Below are 13358 nucleotides of genomic sequence, written 5' to 3'. Positions count from 1 at the left end.
TTGCGAGCGGATTACGAGGAGGCCCTGGCTGCGATGCTCCGGCGGATCCAGAGTCCCAGGAGCAGCACGATGGTGACCATGAGCGGAGCGGAGTAGAGGAGGATCCCGTTCTCGCCGGCGGGGTCGTACACCTCGGGACGTGGCCAGGCGAGGTTGATGACCATGACGGCGCCGTAGAGGACGGCGAGCACATTCACGGGCAGGCCCCAGCGGCCGAGGGAGAAGAGGCCGGACGGCATGGTCTGTCCCACGCGGTCCCAGTCGCCGCGCAGCCGGTTGACCAGTTGCGGAACGGTGACCAGCAGGTAGGCGATGTACACCATGACGATGCAGACACTCGTCAGCGTGGTGAAGAGCGCGGCGTTTCCGACGTTGATCGCCAGGACGCCGACCGCGAGGGCCCCGATGACGATGGACGGCCACATCGGGGTGCCGCGGCGGGGGTGGACGGTGGAGAGCAGTGCCGAGGCCGGCAGCTTCCCGTCGCGTGCCATCGAGAAGACCAGGCGCGAGCCGGCGGTCTGGATGGCGAGGGTGCAGACGAAGATGGCGATGGCGACGTCGACCAGCAGGACCTTGCCCCAGAACGTGCCGAGGACGGCGGTCAGGACGTAGGGGAGGCCCTCGGTGGCGAGCCGGCCGTCGTCGAGGCTCGGCGCTGCCATCAGGGCAGTGATGATCATCAGGGCCCCGCCGATACCGGAGATCACGAGCGCGGAGATGATGGTGCGGGGTGCCGTGCGCCGCGGGTCCCTGGTTTCTTCTGACAGTTCGCCGGCGGAGTTGAACCCGACCATGACGTACGCCGCCATGAGGCCCGAGACGAGGAATGCTCCCACGGCACCGAGATCCGAGCCCTGCAGCACCGTGGTGTCCATCACGACGTCGGGCCCGCGCTGCGCTGCGGTGATGAGTGCGAGGACGACGGCGATGACGCCGACGATCTCGCAGGTCACGCCGATGGAGTTGACGTGGCTCATGAGCCGCACACCCATCACGTTGATCACGGTGGTGGCGACGAGGAGGATGGCACCGAGGACGACGGCGTTCGCGGCACCGGTGACGGTGTTGAGGGCGGGATCACCCCCGACCACCTGGAACCCGCTCCACAGCTGCGGCAGGACGACCTGGAGTGCGATGGCCGCCGCAGCCGCGGTGACCACCTGCGCCACTGCCATGAACCACCCGGCGAACCAGCCCACCGTCTCGCCGCCCACGCGCCGCGCCCACTGGTAGACGGCCCCGGAGAGCGGATACCGTGCGGCCAGTTCGGCGAAGTTGAGGGCCACGAGGAGCTGGCCGACGAGGACGATGGGCCAGGTCCAGAAGAACGCCGGGCCGGCGAACGAATACCCGAAGGCGAAGAGCTGGAAGATGGTCGTCAGGATCGAGACGAAGGAGAAACCGGCTGCGAAGGATGCATAGCGGCCCAGCTTGCGGTGCAGGGAGGGCTCATACCCGAGGGCGGTGAGGTCGGCGTCGTCCGTGGTGGTCGAGGTGGAAATCGTCATCGGGGGCTCCGTGCTTCGAACGGGGATGGGGCGAAGAGGGGAAGGCGTCGGAAGCCCTCGGTAATACCGGTCAAGTGATAGTTTTCCAACCCGGCATCCCGCGCGGGTTTCACCGCCGTAAAAAGCGTGTGAGGAGCTTGTTTCCGCGATGTTTCGCGATTTCCCTGCGAGGGGGCATCGCTGTCCGGCCGTTTTCCCGGATGCAAGAATGAAGCCGTGACACTAGCCGGCCCTGGACGTCCCCGAGCGCGACAATCCACCTGCCCCGGAGCCACCGCCCGTGAGGAGATCCTCGACGCGGCAGCGGAGCTCTTCACCACTCAGGGCTACGCCACCACCTCCACGCGCGCCATCGCCGAAGCCGTGGGCGTCCGCCAGTCCTCCCTCTATCACCACTTCGCCACGAAGGACGACATCCTCGAGGAGGTCCTGGCCGGGACGGTCGCGGAGGGGCTGGCCTTCGCGCGGGCAGTGTCCGCTGACATGGGGAAGGCCGACGATGCCGTGTCTCCTGCGGCTCGGCTCCATGCCGTGGCGCTGTTCGACGGGACGCACCTGTGCAGCGGCCGATGGAACATCGGTATCCTCTACCACCTGCCCGAAGCGAGGGATGAGCGGTTCCGTGGTTTCCTCGCGGACCGCGAGGAGCTGCGGGGCCTGTACCGGATTCTCGGGTGCGCGGTGGTTCCTGCTCCGCTGTGGCCCGGAGATCCCCAGCACCACGGGGAGCTGGCCTTCCGTCTCGTCGAATCCCTGGTGAGCCTCCGGGCCGACGGCCAGGTGACCCCGGACTCGCCGCTGCAGGTGGCCGACGCGGCCATGGTGCTCTGTGGTGCAGGCACCCTGCTCGAGGCCATTCGGGCACAGAGCCGTGCGCTCATCGCGGGTCTCGGGCGCGAGATGCCGGACCTCTCGGTGGTCGGCGCGCGCTAGAGCTGTACGCGCCTTGATCGGCTCAGCGCAATCAGCGGCCGAGCCTGCCGTCATCGGGAACCTGCAGCTCGATGATCGTGCCGTAGTCCTGCTCCCACCCGTAGTCCACGCTCTTCACGCGGAGGCGCTCGGGACTGGCTTCGACGATCTGCACATTGATGGGGTCGTCGCGGTCCTCGAGGGTGAGCAACCAGGTGTCGGCAAGGTAACTCAGGCCGACGTTCTCGAGGACCTGGCCGGCGTCGTCCTCATCGGCCGCAGCCGCGAGCCCGTAGCCGAACACGGTGACGGGCAGGTACTGCTCCCCCTCGGGCACGAGGTAACCGAGGAGCTCACCGTCGCCCCGCCGGTAGTACGGCATCCAGTGCGCAGGGATCATCGATCCAGCCTCGGCAGGCGCCGGCCCGCTGACGACGGGGCGCCCGCTGTTGCGGACGCTCCGTCGTCGTGCTGCGGGGAACGCTACCGGTGAGGTCCACCCGGTAGGTGCTGGTCGCCGAACCGTCCTCGCTCGGACCAAGCCGTCTACTTGGAATCGACCGTCGTTCTTTGCAGGTGCGCCTGAAGCACGTCACGCACCGATGTCCAGTTGTGCGGACCGTAGCGTTCGTTGTCGACATGGTGCAGTTCGGCCTCGCCGCTGAACATGCTGACGAAGTACTGCATGCCCTGCCAAGCCGGGAACGTCGCGTTCTTGTCCTTCGACAAGAATCGCCCGATCTTGCTCATCGCGGACAGGGTCCCCGTGGTGCCGGCCCACTGTGTGGTGAAGGGTGTACCCGTGAGTTCGCTCAGGGTCCGGGTAATGTCGCGGGCGGTGACGCGGTCACCTGCAACCTCGACGACGCGGGGAGCATCCGCATCTAGGGCCACGAGCGCGACGACACGTGCGACGTCGTCCTTCGTGGTGAAGTCGAGGACCTGGTCGGGGGAGGACCAGAACAGGACACGGTGCCGCGCGAACAGGATCATGGGGGCCTGTCCCGTGAGCATGTCGGTGAAGGCACCGTTGAGGACGGACGTCACGCGGAGTGGCGCGGCGTCGAGATCGGCGGCGAACTCGCGCCGGAGCTCGAAGTTGCGGTTGCTGCCGGGAGTCACCCGGCGGTAGTCCGCCGAGTAGTCCGACGGGATGAAGCGCTTCACTCCGGCGTCCACAGCAGCCGCGAGCAGGACCCGCTGAGCGTCAAGAATGACGGTGCTCGCACCGCTGACAGCCGAAATGACGGTGTCCACGCCTGACAACGCGATCGTGAGGGTGGACTGATCCGTGTATGCCGCCTCGTGGATTTCCACCCGATCCTCCCTGGCATACATGCCCTGGGCCGTCCCGCTGCCGGGGCGTGTCAGAACCCGGACGAGGGTGGCCGGGTGTGAGTTGTCGCCGAGCAGCTCGCGAACGATGCGGGCGCCGAGGTCGCCCGTGGCGCCTGCGACGAGAACGGTGCTGATCATTGTGGTGGGCCCTTTTTCTCTGCAGTTGTCGGCTCGGCGAAAGCTGGACGATTGGTGGATTCAGAGGAGGTTCGCGCAGTGGCTGCTCGAGGATGGGTACAGGCTCTGTAGGACGCTCATAGGTTGGTGCGGTCTGACGGGCGGGAGCCTCCGGGGGAAGCGTTGCGGACTCCTCCGTGCCACCGGATGTGGAGGCAGTGCTGATGTACGGGGGTCAGAAGTCTCTGTCGAGGGGGCCTGTTTCGGTGACCGGGGCGCTGGAACTGGGGGTGCCGGTGGTGCTGGCGACTGCGGTGGTGGGGTTCCAGATCATGGTCGATGGGGTGATCGTGGTGCGGAGATTGCCAGGTCCGTTGGTGGCGGCGCCGAGTGCCACCGTGATGACCGTTCGTGGAACTCCGTTGGTAGTCACAGTGGTGGCTGTCATCGTCGCGATGAAGGTGGCAGTCTTACGGTTCCTGACGTAGTTCTGCATGAGATTGACCGTGCCGAGGGTGACAGTGGTGCCGGAACGCTGGATGTCGACGGTGTCCCCGATGTTGCCGAGACCGAGCAGGTTCCCGTCCCGCAAGCGAACGGTCACGGGCAGCGCGGCTCCGGTCCATCCGGAGACAACAGTGGCGGTGTTGACCTGCTGGCTGTAGGTGAACGTCATGGAGTCGCCGGCTCCCAGTGCTCCTGGTGTCCCGGGACCGTTGGTTGTCTGGATGTCGGCACCGCGTAGCGGACTGTTATCTACCCTGCGGGCGCTGACGGTCGCCGACAGGGTCTCCCGTCCGGTGTTGTCCGTGAGGACCGCGCGCAGGTCATAGAGACCGTCGGGGACGCTCTTGGTGTCCCAGTCACAGCTGTACGGGGTGACGGTGGGGATGCAGCGCGTGGTCCAGGCGGTGGTTCCCGTGGGCGCGGATTGGATACGTACTTGCCGGATTCCGGCGGTGGAGTTCGCCGATGCCGTAAGTCTTGCTATTCCGGTCAGGTAGGCGCCGGGGTCTTCTACCGACACGGAGGCAATGGTGTTGTCCACCGTTCGATTCGACACGACGGCTGAGGTTGTACTGGTACCTGCAGCGTCGGTGGCGATAGCACGGAAATTGTAGGCGCCGGCGGTCAGGGTCGTCGTGTCGAACCGGCACGAGAACGGCGCCGTATCGATGGTGCACATGGTTGTCCAGGTGGGTGTGCCTGTTCGGTTGTACTGCATCTGGACCTGGGCGATACCGGAATGAGCATCGGTCGCGGTTGCTGTGAAAGTTCTGGTTCCACTCAATGGCGTACCGGAGTCGCTCAGGGTGACGACGGGCGCCAGATTGTCGACCAGGACATCAGTGATGGTTTCCGAGTAGGTCGTCGTGCTTCCCGATACGGCGACGGCGCGCAAGTCGTAGTAGTCGTTGGTAAGACCGCCAGTGTTCCAGGCGCAGTTATAGGGTGCGGCGACGGTCGTGCACAGAGCGCTCCACCGGTTGCTTCCGGCCAGGGAGTATTCCGTGCGTACCGAGTAGCTGCGTGAGCCTGAGCCGGAGAGGGTCGCGGCTAGAACGACTGTGCCGCGCTGAATTTCGCCGGGGTCTGCAAGGGTGACCATGAAGGTGTTGGATACCGTGGTGTGCACCTCGGCGGAGGTGGCGCTGAGGCCGATGGTGCTGGTGGCGGTGGCGCGCAGACTATACGAGCCGTCCGGCACGCTTAGGGTGTTCCAATCGCAAGCGTAGGGAGCGGTGGTCACCGTGCACACGGCTGTCCACGTGGTGCCTCCGTCTGCCTGGTACTCGATTGTGATGTTGCTGATGGCGGTTTCGGTGTCGGAAGCTTCAGCGGCGAGGGCCGTGGTGGCCTGCACTGATGGGCCGGGGCTGACCATGGTGACGGACGGCGGGGTCCAGTCAGCAGCTGCACCGAACGTATTCGGGGAATTTACGGTGGTGGCTGTGAAGGCGGCGGTCGATGACATGATGCCACTGGCGACGACGAGAGCCAGTATCACTGCAATCATTCCTACGGCCGCACCAACCCTGACCGTGAAGCCCGCGACGCCGGATGGAGCAACTCCGTCACTGCCTGCAGGATCCTCCTCATCAGCATCTTTATCGTGGGGATCACTGCGCGGACCGCCGAAGAGGGCCATGACGATGGCGAGGAGAGTCAACGCGGACCACCATGCAAGCGACGAATAATCCCTGATGTTCAGCCACAATCCGGGCAGACCGATCATCGGAACCAGAAGCCGTGCCTGTCCCGTGATCTGCTCGAGGGTCAGCGGCGTGCTGTCCACGTCGGCGTTCGCATCGCCGGCGGTGACGAAGGTGCCATCCGTATTCTCGGCGACGATTCTATGGAGCCGGGTTTTGTCCACTCCACTGGGCTCCGCGAAGGCAGGACTGGTGTACTCCACCACTCCGCCGACGGGGGCGGGCGTTCGGGGTTCCAGGGGAGCGGCGAGAACGACGTCGCCAGCACTGATGTGTGGTTCCATCGACCCGCTTTGGACAACCGTGCCGTGCAAATTCAGCGACGGCAGCAGAAGGGGCAGGATCGCGATCAGGGCAAGGCTGAGCACCACACCCAGATATAGGCGCGACAGGGCGGACGCCACGAAGGACACCCACCCGTCAGCGGAAAACACCAAGCCGAACCGGGAGGACACCGGGACGTGCCCGGGTTCCTCCCGGTTCACAAAGTCACTGTCTCCTGTATGCCCGCGTTACGGGGCAGTTGGGGAGTCGTCTGACTGGAGCTCCCAGACGAGATCGATGCCGGTCCGCGCGCCCTGCAGGGCGTTGATCGCGTCCTGGCTCATGTCGCCGGTTTCAAAGCGCCAGGTGGCCCGGTAACTCTGAGTCTCTCCGGGGGTGCCGGCGGTCTGCCAGGCGGAACCGCCCGTCGCGAAGTCACTGTTGACCGTTGCAAGGGTCGACAGCGGTAGCTCCGGTACGGTGTTCTCGGCCGCTGGGATGAAGTCGGTGCAGTCGGCGAAGGAGCCGCCGGTGCCTTGCTCCAGGTCGATGAAGATCCTGTCCTCCATGCCGCGCGAGGGGATCAGGTTCTGGGTATAGGCCCGCACTTCCCCGGCGACGTTCGACTGGGAGGTGACCACAATGCACTTCTCGCCGGACTGCCCTGGAACGATGTTCTCTACGGTGAACGCGGCAGCTCCGAGGTCATCATCGTTCAGGACGACATTTCCGGTGCTCCAGGAGTTACCGGCATTGCGCGTAGAAGCGGTGAATGCAGCCTGCGAGCCCTGCCAGACCATCCCCCCGGCAACGAGCACAGCAAGAGGAGCGGCACCGAGCATAGCGATTTTGCGCATGCGCGCTGAAGGATTTTTCATGGTGTGAGACCTTTGGTTGAGACCGTGTCAAACTGAAGAGTGTCAGCTGGAACTTGCCGGACGAGTGCCCCTCGTGTATAACTCGACGCCCAGCACCGACATCGCCAGCGTACAGGCAAGGAACGCTGCTGCCTACGGAGGCCGTCCCGCTGGGGCGCGTTGATACGCACTCTTGACGCCGGTTAAAAGGTTGGAGCAAAATTCGGGCATGCAAGGCCCCCTGCAGGATGAAGTTGCTCCCGATCAGCCAGGAGCCACGATAACCGTGGCCCGACGTGACTACGACGACCTGCTGATTACCTACAGCTTCTTGCGGTGGATGATGATTGGGCTTCCCTTCCTGCTGTTTTTAGTTACCGCCTGGTATGCGCGGGAGACTGGGGGATTCGAGAGTTCGATCAGCGCCTACTACGGCGGCCCGATGAGAGACGTCTTCGTCGCGGTAATCATCGCTACCGCCGCGTGTATGGTGACCTACCGCGGGTGGTTCGCAGTGGAGGATTTCGCACTGAACTCGGCGGGCTTTTTCGCCGTCTTCGTGGCGTTGGTACCAGCCGAGTTGGATACCATCATGCGTGACTTGCGCAATCGTGAAGCGGCCCTTGCCGTTGCCTTGAGAAGCGATGGTGACCTTCCGGACGAATTGCCCACTGCGCTCAGGGGCGCAGAGCCGGCATTGACCGCGGAGGGGTACGGCTTGTCTCTGCGGATCACACTGACCGTCGTCCTCTTGTTCTGCGCCGTGTTGCTGATCAGAGAGTTGATCAAGTCCCGCCGCACTGTAAACCTCCTCGTCAGGGGCGGACGGGGTAAGCGCGCAATAGTTCTCTGCACAGCAGCGGCAGTAATCTTTTTCGTCACCTTGGCATACTCACAATTGTTGTCCGTCGCAGTTGACAGGGTGACGCTGCCGGGGCTTTCCTTGAATTCATTCCAGTTCGATGTGCACACTATCGCAGCAATTTTCATGATCGCCTCGTTGATAGTGGTGGTGTTTAGCCATGGGTGGCCGAATATTGCAGCAGAAGGCGACCCAGAGCGCACTGTGCAGGCAGCGGATCGCACCTTGCGCCACTTTTACAAAATCTTGGCAGGGCTCATGTCGGTTGGCTCTATAGCCGTATTTCTCCTAGCGTCGAAATACGACGCCGAGCACAGGGTGTTGATTCTGGAGTGGTACGAGATTGTGCTCTTTTGCTGTTTTTGGTCTCTGGAAACGATTAGATGGATCAAGTACCTTCGTGGCGCTAAATCGACCACGCCGACCACGACGTAGCGCTCACCTCCATATCCTGGTGGTAAGCCACTGTCAAAGTACCGCGCGACCGCGAGATAAGGCGGCCCATCGCGGCACGTGCCCATCGCGGTGAGTGCAACGCGATGGGGTTCAGCTAACCGTCTGCAGTGTGATCTCGCGCAGGAGCCCTACTACATGTCCGATGCCTGGGCTTTGAGCCATCGTCCTGCGGTGCACCAGCCCTACCTGGCGTGCCGGTACGGGGTTGATCATCGGTATCGCGATCACGTCGGCGGGCAAGGGGGAACGGCCAAGGCGAGGCATGAGCGCGACGAGTGCTCCTTGTTCGACCATCGCTATGTGGGTTGCGAAGTCAGGGTCGTACACCTTGATCTGCGGAATGCGTCCCAGATCGGCGAAGATCCGCAGGAGAGCCTCGTTGCAGATGGCGCCGTGCGGGGTGCTGATCCAGTGCTCGTTGATCAGTTGGGACGGTTCAACCTCCTCATACCCGGCAAGAGGATGGTTGCGGTGGACTAGCAGGTCCGCGACATCCTCACACAGCCATTCGAGTAGTAGATGGTCGGGCACCTCCAGTGGCACGGAGTTCCAGTTGTGGACGATGCCCAGATCGGCTGTGCCGTCAGCGACATGGGCTACCGCTTCGCGTGGGTCTTCCGCGACCACCGTGACATCCAGATCAACTTTGGAGGTACTGATTCTTCCCAGCATCGGTCCCACCAGACCCCGGCATGCGGTGGAGAAGGACACAACCCGCAGCCGGCCATGCGGTGCAGTTGGATCAGCTAACAGTGTGGCCTGGAGTTCTTCCAGTTCCGCGAGAATACGGCGCCCGTACGAGGCAAGGGCATGGCCGCGTTCGGTGAGCAGCACTCCGCGTCCGTGCCGCTCCAACACCGAAAAGCCGGTTTGTTTCTCCAGTTTCTTGATCTGCTGGGATACGGCTGACGGACTGAAACCCATCATCTGCGCGGCAGCAACAACGGATCCGTGCTGCTCGACAGCTGCTAGGGCTTGCAGTGCCCCGATATCCACCATGAAGCAAACGTACACGGTAGCGGTTGGAAATCAACGCTGGTGCTTCATCCCTTCGCTACGACAGGATGATGAATATGAGTCTCCGCCATTCCCTTCTTGCCGCCCTCGTCGCCGTCCTATGGGGGCTGAACTTCGTGGCCATCGAGCTAGGTCTTCATGCCAACGGCCGCGATGTCCCGCCTTTGCTGTTCGTAGCGATGAGGTTCGCTCTGGTGGTGTTTCCCTGGATCTTTTTCGTGCGGAAGCCTGACGTGAGTTGGGCGGCAATTCTCGGCGTGGGATTCTTCATGAGTGCCGGGCAATTCGGGCTGCTGTACCTGGCCCTGGCGCTAGGCATGCCGGCGGGTCTGGCCTCCCTGGTGCTTCAAGCACAGGTACTGCTGACCGTGCTGCTGGCCGCCGCGTTCCTCGGTGAACGTCCGAGTCGGCGCCAGATCGCCGGTGTCATCCTAGGTGTTGCCGGTCTGGCCGTCGTAGCCCTGGGCCGCAGCGCGGTAGCGCCACTGCTTCCGTTGATCATCGTGCTCGGAGCAGCTCTTTCCTGGGCTGCTGGCAACGTGATCGCACGCAAAGCCAAAGCCGCATCCGGACTCGGGTTGGTGGTCTGGTCCGGCGCCGTCGTGCCGCTGCCCCTGGCTGGGCTCTCTCTCGTCATCGACGGTCCGGAAGCTGTCGCCGCAACGATTACCGATCTGCAGACCGCCACTGTCCTGAGCGCCCTCTACACAGCGATTTTCGCGTCCCTGATCGGCTACGGGATCTGGAACCACCTCCTGGCCAGATACCCGTCATCTGCGGTGGTGCCGTTCACCTTGCTCGTTCCCGTCGTCGGAATGAGTACCGCCTGGCTGATCCTGCAGGAACAGCCAACCATCACCGAGATAGTCGGCGGACTGCTTCTCCTAGGCGGAGTAGCCACAGCAGTGCTTACAGGCGGCCGGAACCGCACCGAACAATCACCCCCGACCCCATCACCCGCTCTAGCAACCACAACCGCCAAGCAGTAGGTAAACGAATGTGATGTTAAGCAACTCGGGGGGGGCAGCTCTTCTCCAAGCCATGTCTGAAGAGGATCCGGGCCGAAGTCTTCGTGGTCCTCGATGGAGCCGTCGACATGCACTACCGCGACGACACTGGTGAATACGTAGAATGACTCACTCCAGGGCGCATCTGCTACGCCGAACCAGGAGACGAGCACGTCGCCTACCCAGCCCCCGAAGCCCGCATCCTCGTGATCGAACGACAAGGCAGCATCTGATGAAGAGCCCTGTCCGATAAAAAGCCACGACGGTGTCTACATAGGTGTGTTTGGTCAGTGAGCACGGCAGTCTCAGAAGACATACTCCTTCACTGGGACGGGCGGCCGTCTCTGGGTCCGAAGGCTTTGATGGCGTCCGTATCGGTTGCAGGGTGGCGAACTGCATCCTCCAACCAATTGGTGACTTGCGGGAAAGTTGACGTCGACCGGACGGCCTCGATGAGTTGATTACTGTCGAGGATTGTTCGAGCGAAGGTGACAGCACCGTCGTCAAGCAGCGCCCAGTGCGCACCGGCCCTACCGTAGGGAAGCCCGACGCTGCCGGGATTGATCACCAAACGGTTCGCGGCGAGTCGCATGAACGGCATGTGTGTATGCCCGCAGACAATCGTCTGCACCTCCGTCGGCATCTCCTGCAGGACTTGCTCCCAGCGTTCGAGTCGGCTGTCGACGAGGACAACTTCCTCATCGTCACGAGGGGTGGCATGACAGAACAAGACGGAACCGAAGCCCTGCACATCCAGGATGAGTTGCTCGGGCATGTCGGCCAGGAGCTCGAGATGAGCAGGCGACAACTGGGCTGCACCCCACACCGAGAGGGGGTCATCATTGAGGCCGACATCCATGCCTTGAGCCATCTGCAGGAGCTCTCGGTCGGCGTTACCGCGGATCAGAACTGCGCGATCACCTAGTCCGATGAGTCGATCCAGCACTTCAGCAGGTTGCGGGCCCCACGTGTGGTCGCCGGTTACGACTATCAGCTCAGCGGCTTGCACAGCTGGCTCCGCGAGTACCCGGTTTAGAGCCGGAAGCATCCCATGAATGTCGGAGAGTACCGCGATGGTGGTCGTCATGCTCTCAGCGTGCCCGAGCTCGGTCTCTTCAGCTAGTCGACTGATCCCATCGATTCAGTACGCATTTGTTGAGAAGTGGAAGCTTAAGTTGCTGCCGTACCTCGGCTAGGCTCGCTGCCATGATGCTCCAGGAGGATCAGTTGCTATCGATTGTCTATACCAGTACCGCCGTGGACCTCTTCACGGAGGCGGATCTGATCGCATTGTTGACGACAAGCCGACGCAACAACGCTGAAACGCTGGTGACAGGCATGTTGTTGTACCGGGAAGGCCGTTTTCTTCAGGTTCTCGAAGGCCCGGCGATGTCTGTGCGTGAGCGAATGAGCGCCATCATCGAGGACACCCGTCATAGAGCGATCCGCATCCTGGTCGAGGACACCGCAGAACAACGACAATTCCCGGACTGGACCATGGCCTACGAGTCCATCAGTCCCATCATGTCTCACGAGCTATCCGATGAGGTGCCTGGCTACGAGCGGACGTTCGCCGATGCTGACTCGGACCCGGACCCCGCTAGGACAATCCGCACCCTTCAGAAGCTGATCCGCTGGTTCCAGGAACGTGCGATCCCACTACGGTGACTCCAGCAGCTAACGCTGTGTGTGTGCGTGCGTGAGAGTACCCTCATGATGTCCCGACTCCATGTCGCGGACTCCGCCGGATACCGATGACCCTGGTGGACAGCCGAGCCTGGTGGCACAACCATGTGCTGAGCCGGTGTGTTGAATCCACATTGTGACCCAGTCGAGACGTGTCCTCGCCCGCTCTGTGATCGACGGGTAAGGACACTTGGAGCATGGCGCTCATGGGGATTGAAGCAGGACGAAAAGTGCAGTGGCTCAGGGACAACAAATCGGCCCTGCCGTCGATGGCGGTGCTGCTCGCCGTGACTGTGTTTTGGGTTGTTGGAGCAGTGGGCGGTATCGGTTTCCTGACCGAGGCGAGTTCGCCCATGTCGATGCTGGTCGGACTCTACGTCATGCTCGCGGGCGTCGCCGTGTCGATCATCGTCGCCACGCTTGCGCTCAACGATCTCGTGAGCCGATACTCCCGGCCGCGCACCCGCCGCTGAAACAACGCGCCATCAGGGCTGCTCGTCGCCCAGTGATAGCGAGTTGCTCAAGTGGCCAGCCATCTTCCACTCAGTGCCCGATCAACTCGCCCATGCCACTTTGATTCTTCGATCGCCCCAGAAACCGTGGTGCAGCTCAACGGTTGCAAGATGATGCTGCGGAAATCGTGAGAGCTGGGTAGGGCCGTAAGCCTCAAGAAATCAATGCCGTGGACGGTCCGATCGACGCTCGGCTCCATCTATCCGAGAGCAAGAGGCGAGGGTCTGCGTAATTCGGTGTGATCGGGGCGCAGTAGTCGTAGAACGCTTTGACCGGGTCACTTCGCCTTTAGGGTCACACGGATCGTCACGCCTCAACTGTCTGTCCGGCGAGGTGCGAAGTGATGAGTACGTTGTCCAGTCCCCGGAGAGGGCTGTCGTCGGGTAAGGGGTTCGCTCTCGCGCACGTCCAGCGTGGCACCGGCGATCGTGCCGTCGAGCAGTGCTTGGGTCAGGGCCTGTTCGCACTACAGCCCAAGCAAAGAGGCAGTGTCGGAGTGCGCTTGTACCTTCAGCGCTACCCAGTGCACGGGTGACCTCTGCTTGGCGGAAGTTCTCCAGTCCCTCGACCTCGATTCTGATGCGAAGAGCTAGCGGGGAAGGGAG

12 protein-coding genes are annotated in these 13358 nt (G+C 62.8%); 5 read left to right on the top strand and 7 right to left on the bottom strand.

What is annotated here, in order from left to right:
* Positions 1–11: 11 nt before the first annotated feature.
* Complete coding sequence (locus tag D6T63_RS09230) at positions 12–1511, bottom strand: amino acid permease (RefSeq protein WP_120148699.1); 1500 nt, start codon at positions 1509–1511, stop codon at positions 12–14.
* A gap of 216 nt (positions 1512–1727) precedes the next feature.
* Here D6T63_RS09230 and D6T63_RS09225 point away from each other — a divergent pair, with 216 nt between their 5' ends.
* Positions 1728–2444 (top strand): TetR/AcrR family transcriptional regulator, encoded by a 717-nt coding sequence (locus tag D6T63_RS09225; RefSeq protein WP_120148698.1) that lies wholly within the window; start codon positions 1728–1730, stop codon positions 2442–2444.
* A 31-nt stretch (positions 2445–2475) separates the two neighbouring features.
* Here D6T63_RS09225 and D6T63_RS09220 read toward each other — a convergent pair whose 3' ends face one another.
* From D6T63_RS09220 to D6T63_RS09205, 4 genes are all read right to left on the bottom strand, one after another.
* Positions 2476–2823: a hypothetical protein gene (locus D6T63_RS09220; protein ID WP_120148697.1), complete on the bottom strand. Its 348-nt coding sequence runs from the start codon at positions 2821–2823 to the stop codon at positions 2476–2478.
* 146 nt (positions 2824–2969) lie between these two features.
* On the bottom strand, positions 2970–3899 hold the full coding sequence (locus tag D6T63_RS09215) for an NmrA family NAD(P)-binding protein (RefSeq protein ID WP_120148696.1): 930 nt from the start codon (positions 3897–3899) through the stop codon (positions 2970–2972).
* 214 nt (positions 3900–4113) lie between these two features.
* Positions 4114–6576 carry an Ig-like domain-containing protein gene (locus tag D6T63_RS09210; RefSeq protein ID WP_235830652.1) on the bottom strand — a complete coding sequence of 821 codons (2463 nt, stop codon included), beginning with the start codon at positions 6574–6576 and terminating at the stop codon, positions 4114–4116.
* 27 nt (positions 6577–6603) lie between these two features.
* Positions 6604–7212, bottom strand: a complete 609-nt coding sequence (locus tag D6T63_RS09205) for a hypothetical protein (protein WP_147394328.1) — start codon at positions 7210–7212, stop codon at positions 6604–6606.
* Between the two features lie 229 nt (positions 7213–7441).
* Here D6T63_RS09205 and D6T63_RS09200 point away from each other — a divergent pair, with 229 nt between their 5' ends.
* Positions 7442–8509 carry a hypothetical protein gene (locus D6T63_RS09200; RefSeq protein WP_147394327.1) on the top strand — a complete coding sequence of 356 codons (1068 nt, stop codon included), beginning with the start codon at positions 7442–7444 and terminating at the stop codon, positions 8507–8509.
* A 111-nt stretch (positions 8510–8620) separates the two neighbouring features.
* Here the strand turns inward: D6T63_RS09200 and D6T63_RS09195 are convergent, their stop codons facing one another.
* Entirely contained in the window at positions 8621–9529 is a 909-nt protein-coding gene (locus D6T63_RS09195; RefSeq protein ID WP_120148944.1) for a LysR family transcriptional regulator, read from the bottom strand.
* 74 nt (positions 9530–9603) lie between these two features.
* Here D6T63_RS09195 and D6T63_RS09190 point away from each other — a divergent pair, with 74 nt between their 5' ends.
* Positions 9604–10536, top strand: a complete 933-nt coding sequence (locus tag D6T63_RS09190) for an EamA family transporter (protein ID WP_120148693.1) — start codon at positions 9604–9606, stop codon at positions 10534–10536.
* 340 nt (positions 10537–10876) lie between these two features.
* Here the strand turns inward: D6T63_RS09190 and D6T63_RS09185 are convergent, their stop codons facing one another.
* Entirely contained in the window at positions 10877–11641 is a 765-nt protein-coding gene (locus D6T63_RS09185; protein ID WP_120148692.1) for a metallophosphoesterase family protein, read from the bottom strand.
* 119 nt (positions 11642–11760) lie between these two features.
* Here D6T63_RS09185 and D6T63_RS09180 point away from each other — a divergent pair, with 119 nt between their 5' ends.
* The gene (locus tag D6T63_RS09180; protein ID WP_235830651.1) at positions 11761–12222 is read left to right on the top strand and encodes a BLUF domain-containing protein; all 462 of its coding nucleotides are present in this window, start codon (positions 11761–11763) and stop codon (positions 12220–12222) included.
* A 224-nt stretch (positions 12223–12446) separates the two neighbouring features.
* On the top strand, positions 12447–12713 hold the full coding sequence (locus tag D6T63_RS09175; RefSeq protein ID WP_147394326.1) for a hypothetical protein: 267 nt from the start codon (positions 12447–12449) through the stop codon (positions 12711–12713).
* Positions 12714–13358: the final 645 nt, after the last annotated feature.

Source organism: Arthrobacter cheniae (assembly GCF_003602275.1).
GTDB lineage: Bacteria > Actinomycetota > Actinomycetes > Actinomycetales > Micrococcaceae > Arthrobacter_D > Arthrobacter_D cheniae.
The sequence above is the reverse complement of the archived record's forward strand: the minus strand, read 5'-3'. Positions and strand labels throughout refer to the sequence as shown.

Coding starts and splice junctions, on each gene's coding strand:
- D6T63_RS09185 (WP_120148692.1), bottom strand. CDS start 11,641: ATGACGACCACCATCGCGGTACTCTCCGACATTCATGGGATGCTTCCG.
- D6T63_RS09180 (WP_235830651.1), top strand. CDS start 11,761: ATGATGCTCCAGGAGGATCAGTTGCTATCGATTGTCTATACCAGTACC.
- D6T63_RS09195 (WP_120148944.1), bottom strand. CDS start 9,529: ATGGTGGATATCGGGGCACTGCAAGCCCTAGCAGCTGTCGAGCAGCAC.
- D6T63_RS09205 (WP_147394328.1), bottom strand. CDS start 7,212: ATGCGCAAAATCGCTATGCTCGGTGCCGCTCCTCTTGCTGTGCTCGTT.
- D6T63_RS09220 (WP_120148697.1), bottom strand. CDS start 2,823: ATGATCCCTGCGCACTGGATGCCGTACTACCGGCGGGGCGACGGTGAG.
- D6T63_RS09230 (WP_120148699.1), bottom strand. CDS start 1,511: ATGACGATTTCCACCTCGACCACCACGGACGACGCCGACCTCACCGCC.
- D6T63_RS09175 (WP_147394326.1), top strand. CDS start 12,447: ATGGGGATTGAAGCAGGACGAAAAGTGCAGTGGCTCAGGGACAACAAA.
- D6T63_RS09190 (WP_120148693.1), top strand. CDS start 9,604: ATGAGTCTCCGCCATTCCCTTCTTGCCGCCCTCGTCGCCGTCCTATGG.
- D6T63_RS09215 (WP_120148696.1), bottom strand. CDS start 3,899: ATGATCAGCACCGTTCTCGTCGCAGGCGCCACGGGCGACCTCGGCGCC.
- D6T63_RS09200 (WP_147394327.1), top strand. CDS start 7,442: ATGCAAGGCCCCCTGCAGGATGAAGTTGCTCCCGATCAGCCAGGAGCC.